Raw genomic sequence first — 16,017 nt, 5'->3', positions numbered from 1 at the left:
GTTGTGGAATCGCGCGCCCTCCTTGTTTTCCTTTCGCTGATGGCTGTCTCTGGTCTCATCGCCGGAACGTGCTCGGCTGAGGGCTTGAGCGGGTACCTCGAGGCCGGCATCAACAGGACCGACACCACGAACGTGGATGCCGCGGGCCAGTCCGCCAGGACAAGCGCCGATTCCTTCACGCAAAAGTACAGCATCACCCTGGACAGAAAGATCTATCCCAACCTGGGACTTCTTGCGGGAGGTTTGTTCGAGAAGCAGGATTCGGCTTTCGAATCGGGCGGTGTGGAGACCGATTCGACGAGCACCCGCATCAGGCCGTTCGTCGGCCTCAATTTCCGCACCCCGCTCTATTCCGCCGACGCGGGATACAACCGAAGCGAGGAGAAACGGAAGACTTCCGGGCTTGCGCCGTTCGCGACGGTGAGGGAAACCTGGTCTTCCGCGTTCCAGTGGAAGCCGGACGGGTTTCCCGACGTCAAGCTTGAGTATTTCCGGACCGACAATTTCGACAAGGAACGCCGGGTCACGGACACGACCGACAGCCGGTTCGGGGTTACTTCCCAATACCGTCCGGTCACCCCGCTGTTCCTGCGCTACCAGCTTTCCGTGGGGGACCGCGAGGACCGCCTGACCGACACGACCGTCGAAGACGTAAACCATACGGGGAAGATCGTGTATTCCGACCGGTTGTGGCAGCGCCGCGTTTCCGTGAATTCCGATTACAGCTTCGTTCGCGATGAAGTGAGAACCGCCGTCGGCGGTGGTGGGGAAGTGGGGTTCCGCATCTTCTTCGCAACGGGCCTGTCCGGCATAAGCAATACCCCGGAAAACGTCCGGCTCGAAACGAATACGCTCCTCACCAACGGCGACCTGGTCGCAAGCGCCGGAATCGATCTCGGCCTCCCGTCCGCGGGCGAAGATGCGAATCAGAGGAACATGGGACTGGACTTCGGCGCCGATACGGAAGTCAACACCATGCTCGTGACGGTCGTTGCGGGCGGCCAGGACGCCGCCGAGGTCGCCGACTCGTTTTCCTGGAGGATCTATACCAGTTCCAACAACCAGGACTGGGTATTGCGCCAGACCGTTTCTCCCGCGACGTTCAACGCCTTTCTCCAGCGGTTCGAGATACGTTTCTTAAACGTCACGGCGCGGTTCATCAAGGTTGTCGTCTCGCCCCTGTCGCTTGCGACACCGAACGCCACCAGGTTCCCGGATATCCTGGTCACGGAGCTCCAGGCGGAAGTCCGAAGGCCGGCGTCCGAAATCACGGGCAAAACCGTCTCGACCTCTCACCTGTACAACCTGGATATCCGGACCCGGATCCTCGATTCGCCCTCCCTTTACCACGAGTTTTCCTATTTTTTGAGAAAGGCGGAGCCGTCCCCGTCCATCTACACGGTTTCCAACGGGCTGGCGTACCAGCAGCAGTACTCGAGGGTATTCTCGGGGAGGGCGCGGATTTCGCGTGAAGACGGAAAGGAGAGGGCGGGCACCAGGGTAGCCTACTTGTACACCGCCTCGGTGGCGGCAGTGCCCTACGATACGCTGCGGCACAGCCTGGTCTTCAGCGGAAGCGATGAAACGACGGCGGGAAGCAACAGCACCGCCAATTCCCTGTATCTCTACAACAGCGCAAGATTGTACGAAGGGATCGACGCGAACCTCGGAGGAGGGGCGAGCCGGTCGATTTCGGGCACGGGGAGGAGGACGGACCAGACCCAGGTCAACGCGAGCGCGACCCTGGTTCCGCATCCGGTTGCCGTCTTCAACCTGGGCTTCACCGATTCCTCGGCGAAAACGAAAGGCGGGGAGACGATCGGCGAAAGGAAGGACATCACCCGGTCGTGGGAGGCCAATGCGGGGTTGACGCCCGTCCGGACCATTTATTTGTTCGGTTCCTACCGGATAGAGCACCGGGACGAGGGGGGCGAAAAAAGCGACAGGCGCATCAGGAACTACACCGCCAACTGGGCGCCGTTCCCGGACGGGACATTGCACCTGAACTTCTTTTACAACGAAACCGTACGGCCGGAGGACAACTCGCGGGAGAGGTCCGTCATCCCGAGCTTGCGATGGAACATCTCGTCGCGATCGTACCTCGACATTTCATACCAGGACCTGAAGACCGTAGGTCCTGCGCTGTCCACCGCAACGAAGTCATACGGCGGGACGTTCCATGTGGGGTTCTAAACCCGCATGATGAATGCGGGCCGGCCTGAGGCGGGCAGTGTAATATTAATGGGGGGAGGACCCGGATCATGAAAGAAAAGCCGATGCGGCGCCTGAGGGCGGTCTTTCTGTTTCTGCTCGTCGCGACGGGGTGCGCCGGGACGTCGCATAACGTGTTCCGGGATCCGAACATGGATTTCGGATCCATCCAGGCCGTGGCCGTCCTGCCGTTCACGAACCTTACGAGGGAGCAGCTTGCGGCCGACAGGGTGCGCGACGTCTTCATGACGATGCTCCAGGCGACGGGCGGCCTCTACGTCATCCCTCCCGGGGAAGTGTCGCGCGGAATTTCCCGGGCCAATGTGGAGCGTCCGGCGACGCCCACCGCCGAGGAGATCGTCAAGTTCGCCAAGAACCTGAACGCGGACGTGGTGATAACCGGAACGGTCTCGGAATACGGCGAAGTGAGGTCCGGATCGACAAGTGCGAACGTCATCTCGGTGAGCCTCCAGATGATGGAAGCGCAGACGGGAAAGGTGGTCTGGACGGCGGCGACCACCAAGGGGGGGGTGACGACGGCGGACCGCCTTTTCGGCGGGGGCGGAGAACCGATGAATTTCGTGACGCAGAAGGCGGTGGAAGAACTGCTTGACAAACTTTTCGGCAAGTAAATACCCCGTCGTCATATTCATCGGGTTGCTTGCGTTTTCGGGTTGCGCCGCTTCTCCCGTGAAAACGGGAGCCCCCGCCGGCGACTTCCGGATTGCGGTAATGCCGATGGAAAACCTGTCGGGAACGTCCGTTCCGCTCAAGGGGATCGAGAAATCCCTGAAGGAGGGATTGCGGTCGAAAGGCTTCCTTCTCCTGGATGACGATTCGATGGAAAAATTCATGGAGAGGCACCGGGTCCGGTACGCCGGCGGGCTGACCGAAGCCCTTGGAAAGGATTTCCTTTCCGAGACAGGGACGAAAGCCGTCCTTTTCGTCTCGCTCGACCAATACGATGAGGCGGCGCCGCCGAAAATGGCCTTGACGGCGAGGCTGGTTTCCACCGCAGGGATGCCGGCGGTCCTCTGGATGGAAGGCGTGGCGATGGCGGGAAACGATGCTCCGGGCTTCCTTCTTCTCGGCATGATCAATGATCCATGGGCGCTGTGGAACAAGGTCAGGGACGAAGTCGTCGATTCACTTGCGGATCGGCTTGCGGGAAAAAATCCGCGAAGCGTTCCGCAAGGCGCGTTAGCCCTTGAAAAGCATGAAGAGGAGATGGACAAGTATCGGCCGAAGGATATCTTCAGGGGACTCGGGAACCGTGCATTCGAAGGAGAAAAAAAGTCGATCGCCGTCCTTCCCCTTGCGAACGACAGCACACGGAGAAACGCAGGCGACATCATGGCCCTGCATTTGGTGAGAAGACTTTCGGAGCATGGATCTTTCGAAGTTTCGGAGCCAGGTGTGGTGAGGCAGGCATTGCTCATGTCGAGGACGATCATGGAAGGGGGCCTGTCCATCCCCCAGGCGGACCTGCTGCGTGAAATGCTCGGTGTCGATCTGGTCATGTCGGGTAACGTTTACGAGTACGACGATTATAGCGGCCCGGGAGGGAATCCGAAGGTTAACTTTACGGTCCGCATATACGACACGAAAACAAGGCAGGTCGTATGGTCGTCGATAAGTTTCAACCGCGGCGACGACCGGGTGATCTTCTTCAACCAGGGGAGAGTCAATACCGCATATGCGCTGGCATCCGGCATGACGCGCGCCGTGGTCGAGAGGATGATGGACGAGGACGGGAATGCGGCGGAAACTTTCTGAAGCCCGGAGCGTCGCTGATCCGGGTGAAATATTTATTTTCCGAAGAATTTATTTCAATACCGAGAATCATTCTTTGTTAAAATGCACACAGTCGACAATCCCGGGTATCCCACGGAAGGCAATGACATGAGAAAAATATGTTTCCTGTTGACGATCGTGGTGTGTTTCCTGGCATTCGCCGCGATCGAAGGGGGCGCCGCAGACCCGAAGCTGCCTGAAATCGGCGGAAAACCAGCCCTTGCCTCGGTCAACGGCGAGCCGGTCACTCTCCATGAATTCTACAACGTGCTTGCATCCATTCACGAAGGAGTGTCCGACAATTCGGCGAAGGCGCACTCCAGCCCGTCGGCGATACTGGAACGGATAATAAACGCGAAGCTCATCCTGCAGGAAGCGCGGAATATAGGCCTGGACTCATTGACGGAGGTGACGGCGGCGGTAAAGGCTTACGAGGAAGAGTCGTTGAGAGGAATGTTGTACGGAGAACGGGTTAAAAACGTGAAGAAGGGGGACAAGAAGGAAATCGACAGGCTTTACCGCGAAACAGTCAAGGAGGTCAAGGTCAAGTCCGTGCTCATGGAGAAAGAGGAGACAGGAAAGCGGCTGGAAGCCGAGGTGAAGTCCGGAAGGGATTTCGAATCCGCCGCGAAACGGATGCTCGACGCCGGAGAGGCGAAAGGGAGCCTGGAAGGCAGGTACATGAAATTCGAATCGTTGTCTCCCGATGTGGCGGCCGCCGTTTCTTCCATGAAGGCCGGCGAAATAAGCCCTCTGATAAAGGTGGGGAACCATTACTCGATGCTCAAGTTCGAGGGGGTACGTTACCCTGACGATCCGGCGGCGAAAGAGAAGGCCGGAATGGAAGCCTTGAAGGCAAAAAGGGTCGTCGTTCTCGGCAAATACTCGGAAGAGCTCAAGAAAAAATATGTGAAGGTGAACGGTAAGATCCTCGATGGCCTCGATTACGACTCGATTCAGCCGGGGTTCGAAAAACTGCTCGAGGACAAGCGCGTCGTGGCGAAGGTGAAGGGAGAGGCGCCCGTCACGGTGGCCGACCTTACGACGGCGCTTCAGCGGAAATTCTTTCACGGTGCGGAAAAGGCGGCGGAGAAAAAGAAAATAAACAAAAGGAAACCTGTTGTCCTCGACGAGATCCTCGCAAGGCGGGTCGCGCTCAAGGAGGCGAGACTGAAAAAACTGGACCGGGCGGAGTTTTTTAAGACCCGGGTCGATGGCTACAGGAACGAACTGGTGTTCGGGACGTTCGTCAGGAAAGCGATCGACCCGGAAATCAAGGTGGACGAAGCGGAAATCAGGGAGTACCTGAAGGGTCATATCGCGGAATACACGACTCCGGAGATGATGCGGATGGACAGCATCGCCTTTCACAAGAGGGCGGATGCGGAGGACGCTGTCGAAAAGCTGCGGAAGGGCGCGGATTTCATTTGGACGAAAGAGAACGCCGACGGCAGGGTGGATCCGGCCAAGGCGGAAAACCTGCTTCGATTCGGCGGGACGATGATCGTGACGGAATTGCCGGAAGGAGCGCGAAAGGCGGTCTCGGGGGCGACCGGCGGGGATTTCCGGATTTATTCGGAAGCGGAAGGACCCGCTTACGTGTTGTACGTCCGTGAAGTTTTTCCCCCGCAGCCGCAGAAATACGAATCGGTTAAAGACGGCATCCGGCAGAAATTGTTCCTCGATAAACGCCAACGGACGCTTCGGGATTGGGAAGAGAAGCTGAGGAAGGCATCGGAAGTGAAGATTTATGCCACCGGCGACAAGCTCGACAGGATCGTGAAACCCCTCGCCAGGTAGCGCAACGCCATCGACCCGGGAGTGCGTATGAGGACAGCCTTTCGAAAAAGGATTTTGACCATCCTTGGAATTTTCCTGCTCCTTGGAGGGGCTGCGGCACTTTTCCACCAGGGTTCCTCGTGGGCGCAGCAACGGAAGTTCGAGCGGAAGGGATGTCTCGATTGCCACAAGAAGTTCGCGGACAAGTATCTCTCGATGAAGGACGTCCACGCCGTCGTCAAGCAGGGGAAGTGCGAGGACTGCCATCTTCGTCACGGGATCGTCCCCAAGCTCCTCCTCAAAAAGGAAGGGAACGAGATCTGCTACGCATGCCACGCGAAGGAAAAGGTCGGGTTGAACCGCCCCAAGGTCCACACGGCGTTGAAAACCGGCAAATGCACCTCCTGCCACAACCCGCACGCCTCCCAGGGAAGCCACCTGCTGAAAGCGGAAGGATCGGAAGCCTGCTTCCAGTGCCACAAGAAAGAGGCGTACACGCAGAATGTGAAGCATGCCGTGCTCGAAAAGGAGGGGTGCCGCGCCTGCCACAATCCGCACGGCTCCGGCGAGAACGACCTGCTCGTGAAGGCGAAGACGCCTCTTTGCCTTTCCTGCCACGACGCGGGAAAGGGGGGATTCAGGAAAGCGCACGGGAACTATCCCGTGGAGTCCGCCTCCTGCACAGGTTGCCACGACCCGCACTCCTCTTCCCGGCCGAAGCTGATGAAAGCGAGCGCCCACAACCCCGTCGTCGAAAAAAGCTGTGATGCATGCCATCCGTCACCGACGTCCGAAAAGCCCTTCGCGGCGACGGAGAAGGGGAGCAAGCTCTGCTACCAGTGCCATGACGAGGCGAAGCTGAAGGCGGACGGAACGGTGCTGCACAATCCCTTCAAGGAGGGCGAGTGCACATCCTGCCACGATCCCCATTCTTCCGTAAACCCGAAACTCCTTGCCAGGAAAGGGAACGGGCTCTGCGTGGAATGCCACGCCGAAAAGGGGAAAACGGTTTCGAGGCCCCACGCCGCGGTCGATAAAGGGAAGGGGTGCCTTTCCTGCCATAAGCCCCACGCAGCGAAGAACAAGGGACTTCTTTCCGCAGGGGTAGGGGAACTTTGCTATTCCTGCCATGCGAAGGTCAGGACTGCTGAGAAAGCGAAAACACGGCACGAGCCGTTCGCCAAGGGGGATTGCGCATCCTGCCACGATTCGCACGGGTCGGATCTTCCGGCGATCCTCAAAGACCGGACCGACAAGGTCTGTTACGGGTGCCACTCCGACTCGGAGTCGAACTTCCTCAAGCGAAACATCCACCGGCCGGTAATGATAGGCAACTGCACAGCGTGCCACTTCGCGCACGGATCGGAGGAAAAGAAACTGGTGCGCAAGGCCGGATCCGCCCTCTGTGCGAACTGCCACGGAGACCTGATGAAAGAGGTCGCCGGGGGCACGGTCCACGACCCCTTCAAGGGCGGGGAATGCCTGACCTGCCACGATCCTCACGCGTCGAACATCGCGGGGATGATCGTCGCGAAGCAGGACAAGGTATGCTTCGAGTGCCACTCGGACCTGAAGGACGGGTTGAAAGCCGGGAAAAGCGGGCATAAGCCGGTATCGGGCGGAGAGTGCACAAAATGCCACAGCCCGCACAAGTCGAAGCTTTCGAAGCTTCTGCTCGTGGAATCTCCCGATCTGTGCCTTACCTGCCACAGGAATCTGAAGGAGAAGATGCAGAAGGAAAAGGGCCACTCCCCGGCCGTACGCGACTGCCTGCGGTGCCATGCCTCTCACTACTCCGGCCAGGCGGCTCTCCTGTCGCAGCCCGTGCAGGCGCTGTGCGGCGAGTGCCACAATGTGAAGGATGCGTCCTTCGGCAAGGCGCATCTGAATATAGACCCGGCGGCGATCGACTGCCGCAGTTGCCACGATCCGCACGCTTCGAAGGACCCCAAGTTCTTCAAGGAAAATGTGCACGCGCCTTTCGCCGGCCGGTCCTGCGACGAATGCCATATCGCGGAAAAGCGATGACAGAGGAGAAGACATGACGCTTCGAACCAAATTCGCACTGGTTCTCCTTGCGATCGTATCCCTGGGGGCGGTCTCCCTGTCGCACTCCCAGGACAAGTTCCGCCTCAAGCCGGGGGCGAAAGGTAAAGTCTGCGTGACCTGCCACGAAACCTTCAAGGACAAGCTTAAGCTCCCGTTTCTCCACACGCCGGTAAAGAAGGGAGATTGCTCCGACTGCCACAATCCGCACACTTCCACCCATGGAAAGCTCCTTGCGGACGACGTGAAGAAGATCTGTTTTTCCTGCCACGACGGGATCGTTCCGGACAAGGCGCCGAGCGCCCACAGGCCGGCGGTCGAGGGGAATTGCGTAAAATGCCATGACCCCCATGCGGCCGCGAACAGGAACAACCTTCTGCGGGCGGGCAACGAGCTGTGCTTCGGCTGCCATGAAAGCGTCGCGAAGGCGGTGGCCGGGAACAAATTCAAGCACAGTCCCGTGGAGAAGGGATGCCTCAACTGCCATAACCCCCATGCGTCATCTAATGCCCGGGCATTGCTCAAGGAAGACGTCCCGGGCATATGCGTCAAATGCCACAGGACGGAAACCCCATCCTTCGGAAAGCAGCATATGGGATATCCCGTGGCGAAATCGCGGTGCACATCGTGCCACGACCCGCACGGGTCCGGCAGCCGGGGGATGTTCCTCGGGAAAGGGCACCAGCCGGTCGTCAATAAAATGTGCAGCCAGTGCCACCAGGATGCGGCTTCCCCCGATGCGCTGAAGACCAGGAAGGCCGGGTACGAACTTTGCCGGGGATGCCACAACAACATGATGAACGAGACGTTCGGCAGGAACCGGATGCACTGGCCCGTGCTTGACAGGAACTCATGCGGGAATTGCCACAACCCGCACGCCTCGAAGGAAAGCGCACTTCTTAAAGGCCCCCAACTGGCCCTGTGCGGCGAATGCCACCGCGATACCATCGAGAAGCAGGAGAAATCCCTCACAAAGCACAAGCCCGTTCAGGAGGGTAACTGCACCAAGTGCCACAGGCCGCACTCATCCAATTCCGTTTTCCTTATGGACAACGCGAGCACGATCAACGTGTGCGGCGCGTGCCACGACTGGCAGAAGCACTCAAGCCATCCCATCGGCGAAAAGGTGGTCGACAAGCGGAACAGGAATCTCGGCATGGATTGCGAGAGCTGCCACAGCAACCACGGCTCCGGGCACAAGCGGTTCGTGCATTACGACATAAAGATGGATCTTTGCGTTCAGTGCCACGAGAAATACAAGAGGTGACCAGGATGCGGAATATACCGAAAGCGGCCCTGTTCGCGGCGGTGCTCCTTGCCGCGGGCGCCGACGGCCATGCCGCGGAGGCCGTCAAATTCAGGATGAACGCTCCAGTTTACGTGGACGGCAAGGGAGCGGGGATCAAGCTTCCCGAAGGCGTCGGCTGCAGGGGCGGATCCCTGCTTGTAGCCGATACCGGGAACGGCCGGATCCTGCGGTACGCGATGTCGGAAGGGAGCTGGACCCCGGGAGCCGAAATCGTTCTGCCCCAATTGCCCAATCCCATCCGGGCGGAGGCGAATTCCAGGGGTGAGATCTTCGTTCTCGACGGGAAGGTGCGCAGGATCGCCCGCATTTCTCCCTCGGGCGAGTTCCAGGGGTACATCGCCGTTTCGGGCGATGTCCAAGGCGCTGTCGTGCCGAGGAGCTTCCGGATCGATAAAAACGACAACCTCTTCGTTCTCGACGTGTTTTCAGCCCGGATACTGGTGCTCGATCCCGCGGGCAAGATGCAGCGCCAGATCCCGTTCCCGAAGGAGTACGGTTTCTTCTCCGATCTTGCCGTCGATTCGGGCGGGAACATCCTCCTGGTAGACAGCGTGCAGGGGAGAGTGTACAAGGCGGCGAAAGATTCCGCGGCCGTTTTGCCGTTATCGGCCAGCCTGAAGGAGGACGCGTATTTCCCGGTTTCGATCGCCGCGGACGGGAGGGGCAACATCTACCTGGTGGACCAGAACGGCGGCGGCATTCTTATCCTCGGGCAAGACGGCGCAGTGCGCGGACGGCGTTTGAGCATGGGATGGAAAGACGGCTTTCTCCGCTACCCCGCACACATGTGCGTCAACGAAATCGGCAACGTCTTCATCGCGGACCGTGGGAACAACCGGGTCGAGGCGTTCACGATCGTCGAGTAGGGGAGGTGCTATGCACGCCTCGCGGGGTACCCCGCGAGGGGCACCCCGCGAGGCGGCTCGCTCCTCCACTGCGAGTTGCAGTCGTTAATAGCCTGAGCGCTTAGTTCGTCGATACATAGGACTGGCCGTCGTCGGTCGCGGTTTTTCCCCGCCCCATGTTCTGTGGAACGGTCACGCGGACCGATCCCGTGCACGATCCTCCGTTATTGTCCTCCGCCACGAAGTCGACCCTGTAAACCCTTCCGTTCCCGCTTCCCGACCGTTCCGCGCGCAACAGCGCCTTATCTCCCTGCAAGACGGCATCCGGACCCGTGTCTCCGTCCCCGAGGCCGTTCACCGGCTCGTCCTGCATGACGCCTGTTACGGTAATTTTCACGGAATCGTTGTTGGAATCGTTTACACCCGTGATTCCGACCTCGACGAGCTTGTGGTTCGGCGGCCAGAGAAGTTCCGGATTCGCACGGGCAAGGTTGCATACCGGAGGATCGTTGATGTTGAGAATCGCGACCGTAACCGTGTCCGGGATGCTTTCGGCAGCCCCGTCGCTCGTGACGAGACTGAACGCCAGCGTGGCGCCTCCCGGCCCCGTGAGCGGCGCCGTGAAGGATGGATAAGCGCTTTGGATATCCGTCAAGACGACGGCCGGTCCGCCGGTCTGCGTCCAGCGATAGGCCAGGGAATCCCCGTCCGGATCGGCGCCTGAGCCGTTCAGCGTAACTTCACTGCCTTCGTTGACGGTCATGTCCGCGCCCGCGTCGGCAGTCGGGACGTGGTTGACCTGTTCGACGGTTACGACGACGTTTTCCGTATCGGAGAGCTCGCCGTCCGAAACGGTGAGCTGGAACGCCAACACGGCCCGCCCTCCGATGCCGCCGGGAACCGATGGCGCCATGAAAGATACGGATTCGGAATCTCCGTCGGCGATCGCCACCGCAGGCCCGCCGGTCTGTACCCATCGATACGAGACGGTATCTCCGTCGGGATCGTAGCTATGGGTTCCCGAGAGCGTCACGACGGCGTCTTCGTTCACGGTCTGGTCGCCGCCGGTTTCGGCCACGGGGGAGTGATTGACGTTTACGACGGTGATATTGACCGTATCCGATGTCGACAGGCCCCCGCCGCTCACCGACAACCGGAACGTTACGACTTGAGATCCGAAGCCTCCTTCAAGCGACGGAACGAAAATGGAAGGGGACGGAATCGCCGGATCGCTCAACGCCGCGGGCGGCCCTGCAAGCTGGATCCATTCATACACCGTTCCGAAGCTCGCCGCGCTGCCTATGGATACCTCACCGCTGTTTTCGGCAGCCGTCTGGTCCTGGCCGGCCTCCGCCCTCAGAATCAGCAATGTGGCGGTGACATCAGGAGCCTCGTAATTCGAACTTGCAAGCGATGCGACTAAGGTATGGCTGCCCGCTTCCGCCGGAGCCGCCGGCAGGCCGTCATATGTCATATCGACGAAACCCGCTCCGGGAGGATCGGTGGAGGCGGTGACGGGTTTGGGAGAGCCGTCGTAAACCTGGGCAAGGCCGGCCAATGAAATCGTCGCCGTTGCCTTCGCGATGTCGAAGAATTGTGCCGACTCAGGCGCGGGGTTGTAATTGGCGTCTCCCGCCTGGTATGCGGTCACGGTGCATGAGCCCGCCCCCGTTATGGCGACAGTGTTCCCGGAGACGGTGCAGCTTCCGCTCGCGGCGAATGTAACGGGAAGGTTCGATGAAGAGGTCGCGGTTACGTTGAAGTCCGGGGCTCCGAATGCCTTGTCCGCCAAAGGACCGAAGTTTATCGCCTGGCTTCCTTTCAGGACGTTGATCGAAACGACCTTGAATGTGGCGATATAGTTCGCGGTGTCCACCGGCGCGAAATCGACCCTCAGACTCTGCGACGTGCCGGCATCGAGCACCGTTCCGGCGGACGGCGCATAGGTGAAGGCGCCGGGAACGTCGGCGGAAGCGTTCATCTGAAGGCTGCTCAACGGAGTCGGGTAGACGATGTCCGCCGGGTTGTTCCAGGAAATCGCCGGAACGGCCATCCCTATTATGTTCAGCACGCCGCCGGCATTCGGGCCCGCATAGTTCGGATCGGCCAGGGACGCCACGACCGCATAGCTGCCGGGGTTTATCGGCGGAGATGCGGAGCCGTCGTATGTCACCGAGACGGCGATCCCCGGCGGGTTCGTGGTTACGGTTGCCTGCTTCGGCGTGCCGTCGTAGTTCCGGGTCAGGTTGCTCAACGTGATCGTGGCGGGCCACGGGTTGACGATCAGTACGCCGTTCCCGACGCCTGGTTTGAATGTAGGGCCGCCGCTGTACCTGGCTTCCATAGTGTAGATGCCCGCAGGCGTGCCGGCGGGAAGGATAGTATAAGTCGTGGCGATTCCCCCGGAAACCGGCGGCGAGGTTATCGGCCCCAACACGGTGGATGACGCGTTCCTAACCGTGAAGACCACGTTTCCTTCGTTCACCTGTCCGGCGGAGGAACTGATCGCGGCCGTCAGGTAAATCACCTGGTTATATGGTTGGTAGGTTTTCGTCACGTCCGTCACGACCGTCAGTGTGGACGTGTCGACGCTCCAGTTGAAGCTCGATACGGCGGGCGATGGATCGGCGTTGCCCGCCGCGTCCTTTGCCCTTGCCTGGAAGGTATGGGGCCCCGAAGCGAGACCGATGTAGCTTTTAGGGCTTGAACACGCTGAAAACGTTTCCCCGTCAAGGCTGCAATCGAACGTGCCGCCGGCTTCGGTCGAGCGGAACGTGAAGGTCGCGCTCAGCAGGTTGGCCGGATCGGCCGGGCCGCTGTCGATGATCGTGTCCGGCGCAACCGTGTCGATCGTCCAGGAGAAAGCTGCGGGAGTCGGATCGATCTTGCCCGCTCCGTCGATCGCCCTGACGGAGAACGAGTGGCTGCCGTCCTGCAAGCCGGACCAGGTTGCCGGGCTCGAACAGGGCGCAAAAACGGCGGCATCGAGGCTGCACTCGAAGCTGGATCCCGCCTTGGTCCCGGTGAAATAGAATGCGGCGCTGCCGCTGCCGGAAATAGCCGGGGGACTTATCGTAATGAAAGTATCGGGGAAGTTGTTCACCGTCCAGGTAAAAACGGCGGGCGAAGCGTCGGTGTTGCCTGCCGGATCCTTTGCGCGCACCTGGAAGTTGTGGCCGCCGTCCGCCAGTCCGGAATACGATTTCGGGCTGGTGCAGGCGGTAAACGGCCCGCCGTCGATCCCGCACTCGAACGTGCTTCCGCTCTCGGTCGCGCGGAACGTAAAGGCGGCGGTATCTCCTCCCGGCGATGGAGGAGCGGTGTCGATAATCGTGTCGGGAGGCGTCGTATCGACCGTCCATGTGCGGATCGCCGGATCCGGGTCCGCGTTTCCCGAACCGTCGGTCGCCCGGACCGAGAAAGTGTGGCTGCCTTCCGTCAAGCCGCCGTAGCTCGCGGAGCGGGTGTTGCAGGCGGCTTCCGCGCCGCCGTCCAGGCTGCACAGGAACGTGCTGCCGGGTTCCGTCGCATGGAAAGTGAAAGTCGCCGATGTCGTATTTACGCTCCCCGAAGGCCCGCTGTCGATGATCGTATCCGGCGGGGCCGTATCGGTTCCGGGAGCCTCGCAATAACCCATGTCCGCGATGGCCGTCCCGTTCCCGTCTCCGTCCAGTACGCGGGGGCCGCCGTAAAGATCGACTGCCGGAACCCATTCATATCCCGAGTCGTAGAAAGAGTTAAGCCCCTTGTCTACGGCGGGCGATAACAGGGAAGCGGTCTTCAGCGGGACGTAATCCACCGTGTCCGAATATATTTCCGTGAAGAGGTGGGATGGGTAGCAGTCCGTGAAGATGCACCCCGCGATGCCCGTCGCCGGACTGGATGAACTGGAAGCGCGCCCGTTCGTCGTGTAATTGTCCCAATCGGTGGAATCGAGCAGCCCTGCGGTCGAGATGTCTCCGCCGCTGGACAACGCACCTCCCGAGTAAGCTCCGTTGTAGAAAAACATGTTGTTCCGGAGTGTCGCCTGGGCGGCGTTGCCGGTGCCGGACTGGTAAATCCCCCACCTGCCCCATGCCACGTCCGCGGCGGCTCCGTTGCCGGTTACCAGGTTGTTGATCATGGATGCCACGGCATTGGTTCCGGATCCGGAAGCCCGCGTTATCCCGTTCCATCCGTTTCCGTGAATCGTGTTGTTGACGATGTACGTCGGGCCCGACCCGTTGGAAATGTCGATGCCGCCCCTGGCGTTGTTCCTGATCAGGTTGTTGGTTATCCAGGTGCGCGGATTTCCCGATCCTACCGCGATGCCGGCGGACCCTGCGGCCGAAGGCGTGCCGATTTCCTGCAGGAAATTCCCGTCGATGGATATGTCCCAGTTGGAGTTTCCGGTTGCGCCGCTAAGCGAAATCCCTCTGTGGACGCTGCTTCCCTTCACAGTGAAGCCGGTTATCGTTATGTATTTCGAATTGGTCAATGTGAAACCGACGGAATTCAGGACTTTCGGGGCAACGATGACGGGTCCGTACGGCGCTTCGAGCGTGATCCTCTGCGATTCGTCGGCCGCGGCGGTATTTTTCGTTACGAGGTTTACGAACTCGTCGTACGTTCCGGGGAGCACTTCGATCGTGCAGGGTCCGGGGTTGGGCAGATAGGTGACGGCGGACTGTATCGTCTTGAAGGTGCTCGCGTCCAGGTTGTCCGCGGGGATCGAAGGATCGACCGTAAAGGGGCATGCGAGAGGCGCAGGAGGCTCGGGATTGTAAAAGATGGAGTACGAGACGACGTTTATTTCGCCGTCCAGAACATCGACCACGTGTTCCCCGGAGATGGAATTGCCCTGGCGGACATATACGGAGACGAAATTTCCCGAATCGTCGGTTGTTGCGATATCCATCCCCGGCGTTGTTGTGCCGTCGCCCTTCATGACCTTCCCGTCGGGTCGCGTCACACGGACGTATACGTCGCAGCGCGGCTGGAAGCCCGTGCCGGTTATGTAGACATCTTCGCCGGGCTGGTATTCGTACTTGTCGGTGCGGATCGCTTCGCTTCCCGTCGGCCCGCAGAAGATGCCTGTCTGTGCGTGCGCTGTTGCAACCGACAGAAAGAGAAGTACGAGGCACAAGGGCATGACCGGGTCTGTCCACCCCCGTCGCTTTCGTTTCGACATGGCATGATCCAATCCGGTGAACGTTCCCATCTGCATCCCCCTTCATGAATGAAAAAGCGAAGTAACTCGCGGCAGTTAAAACTTCAGGACCAGCGGAAACAGCAAGATGCATACCCGGGAACGATGTCCCGCCTGGAGCCGATATTTTAGGGAAAGAAGGGAAGTTATTTTCCTTTGACAAATCAGGCCGTTCGCTTTGCCTGAACGGACTTCATCTATAGATGCCAAGCCTTAAATATAATGATTACGATTGCATACACGCTCCCGGATCGTTCCGGCGGGAAGAACCGTAAACCCCGTATGAGGGGGACTGCATGGAAGGGCGAAAGAAAATACTCGGGCGGGATGCGATCCGACCGGAACTATTGGGTGATTTTCCCCAGTGGATCGGGGAATTCCCCCAAAACAGCTTCTATTTCGTTATTGGAAATGCAGGCCACCTGCCGTACGGCCGCCTGATAAAAAGCCAGGTTCAATAACGGATCATCACCCGCACGACAACGATATCGGCGATGTTCGGCGCTCCCCTGGTCAGTACGTACGACATCGACGAGCTTACGAACAAGGTCTTCTCGCCATCTGTGATGCGTGCGCGCAAAACGTAGATGTGCGACGGATCGATCCGCGAAGGGTCGTACGGAATCCGGAAGGTGACGGGCAACTTTATTCCTGCGGGCCAGATCGACTCTTCTCCCAATAACGCCTTCGTCGGATCCTTCTGCGATAAATCGATAAGTTCGACGTGGACCATAGCCGTTCGGGGAAGATCGGCGCGTTCGCGACAGTTGACCGTTCCCGAAACGATAGGCCATCCCTGCATGGATTGCGGATCCTTTCCCGGTCGTGGGAACGAATTCGCGGTA

9 protein-coding genes are annotated in these 16,017 nt (G+C 59.6%); 7 read left to right on the top strand and 2 right to left on the bottom strand.

Annotated elements, in window-relative coordinates; genetic code table 11:
- The first annotated feature begins 3 nt into the window (after positions 1–3).
- The 7 genes from HY896_06700 to HY896_06670 all read left to right on the top strand — a co-directional run bounded on the left by HY896_06700 (position 4) and on the right by HY896_06670 (position 10,005).
- On the top strand, positions 4–2,193 hold the full coding sequence (locus HY896_06700) for a hypothetical protein (GenBank protein MBI5576038.1): 2,190 nt from the start codon (positions 4–6) through the stop codon (positions 2,191–2,193).
- A gap of 83 nt (positions 2,194–2,276) precedes the next feature.
- Positions 2,277–2,843, top strand: coding sequence for a DUF799 family lipoprotein (locus tag HY896_06695; protein MBI5576037.1), 567 nt, complete (start codon positions 2,277–2,279; stop codon positions 2,841–2,843).
- Positions 2,821–3,987, top strand: a complete 1,167-nt coding sequence (locus tag HY896_06690; GenBank protein ID MBI5576036.1) for a hypothetical protein — start codon at positions 2,821–2,823, stop codon at positions 3,985–3,987. Before HY896_06695 ends, HY896_06690 begins: the two co-directional genes overlap by 23 nt.
- Positions 3,988–4,113: 126 nt before the next feature.
- Positions 4,114–5,805, top strand: a complete 1,692-nt coding sequence (locus HY896_06685; protein MBI5576035.1) for a peptidyl-prolyl cis-trans isomerase — start codon at positions 4,114–4,116, stop codon at positions 5,803–5,805.
- Between the two features lie 27 nt (positions 5,806–5,832).
- The gene (locus HY896_06680) at positions 5,833–7,812 is read left to right on the top strand and encodes a cytochrome C (GenBank protein MBI5576034.1); all 1,980 of its coding nucleotides are present in this window, start codon (positions 5,833–5,835) and stop codon (positions 7,810–7,812) included.
- A gap of 13 nt (positions 7,813–7,825) precedes the next feature.
- On the top strand, positions 7,826–9,097 hold the full coding sequence (locus HY896_06675; GenBank protein MBI5576033.1) for a cytochrome c3 family protein: 1,272 nt from the start codon (positions 7,826–7,828) through the stop codon (positions 9,095–9,097).
- 5 nt (positions 9,098–9,102) lie between these two features.
- The gene (locus HY896_06670) at positions 9,103–10,005 is read left to right on the top strand and encodes an NHL repeat-containing protein (protein ID MBI5576032.1); all 903 of its coding nucleotides are present in this window, start codon (positions 9,103–9,105) and stop codon (positions 10,003–10,005) included.
- A 100-nt stretch (positions 10,006–10,105) separates the two neighbouring features.
- On the opposite strand, the gene HY896_06665 is transcribed toward HY896_06670, so the two are convergent.
- Together HY896_06665 and HY896_06660 are read right to left on the bottom strand one after the other, a co-directional pair.
- Entirely contained in the window at positions 10,106–15,184 is a 5,079-nt protein-coding gene (locus tag HY896_06665; GenBank protein MBI5576031.1) for a right-handed parallel beta-helix repeat-containing protein, read from the bottom strand.
- A gap of 442 nt (positions 15,185–15,626) precedes the next feature.
- Entirely contained in the window at positions 15,627–15,974 is a 348-nt protein-coding gene (locus tag HY896_06660; protein ID MBI5576030.1) for a YbaY family lipoprotein, read from the bottom strand.
- Positions 15,975–16,017 lie beyond the last annotated feature (43 nt).

It is taken from the genome of Deltaproteobacteria bacterium, assembly GCA_016218975.1.
GTDB lineage: Bacteria > Desulfobacterota > Deferrimicrobia > Deferrimicrobiales > Deferrimicrobiaceae > JAENIX01.
The sequence above is the reverse complement of the archived record's forward strand: the minus strand, read 5'-3'. Positions and strand labels throughout refer to the sequence as shown.

Coding starts and splice junctions, on each gene's coding strand:
- HY896_06695 (MBI5576037.1), top strand. CDS start 2,277: ATGCGGCGCCTGAGGGCGGTCTTTCTGTTTCTGCTCGTCGCGACGGGG.
- HY896_06685 (MBI5576035.1), top strand. CDS start 4,114: ATGAGAAAAATATGTTTCCTGTTGACGATCGTGGTGTGTTTCCTGGCA.
- HY896_06680 (MBI5576034.1), top strand. CDS start 5,833: ATGAGGACAGCCTTTCGAAAAAGGATTTTGACCATCCTTGGAATTTTC.
- HY896_06675 (MBI5576033.1), top strand. CDS start 7,826: ATGACGCTTCGAACCAAATTCGCACTGGTTCTCCTTGCGATCGTATCC.
- HY896_06670 (MBI5576032.1), top strand. CDS start 9,103: ATGCGGAATATACCGAAAGCGGCCCTGTTCGCGGCGGTGCTCCTTGCC.
- HY896_06665 (MBI5576031.1), bottom strand. CDS start 15,184: ATGGGAACGTTCACCGGATTGGATCATGCCATGTCGAAACGAAAGCGA.
- HY896_06660 (MBI5576030.1), bottom strand. CDS start 15,974: ATGCAGGGATGGCCTATCGTTTCGGGAACGGTCAACTGTCGCGAACGC.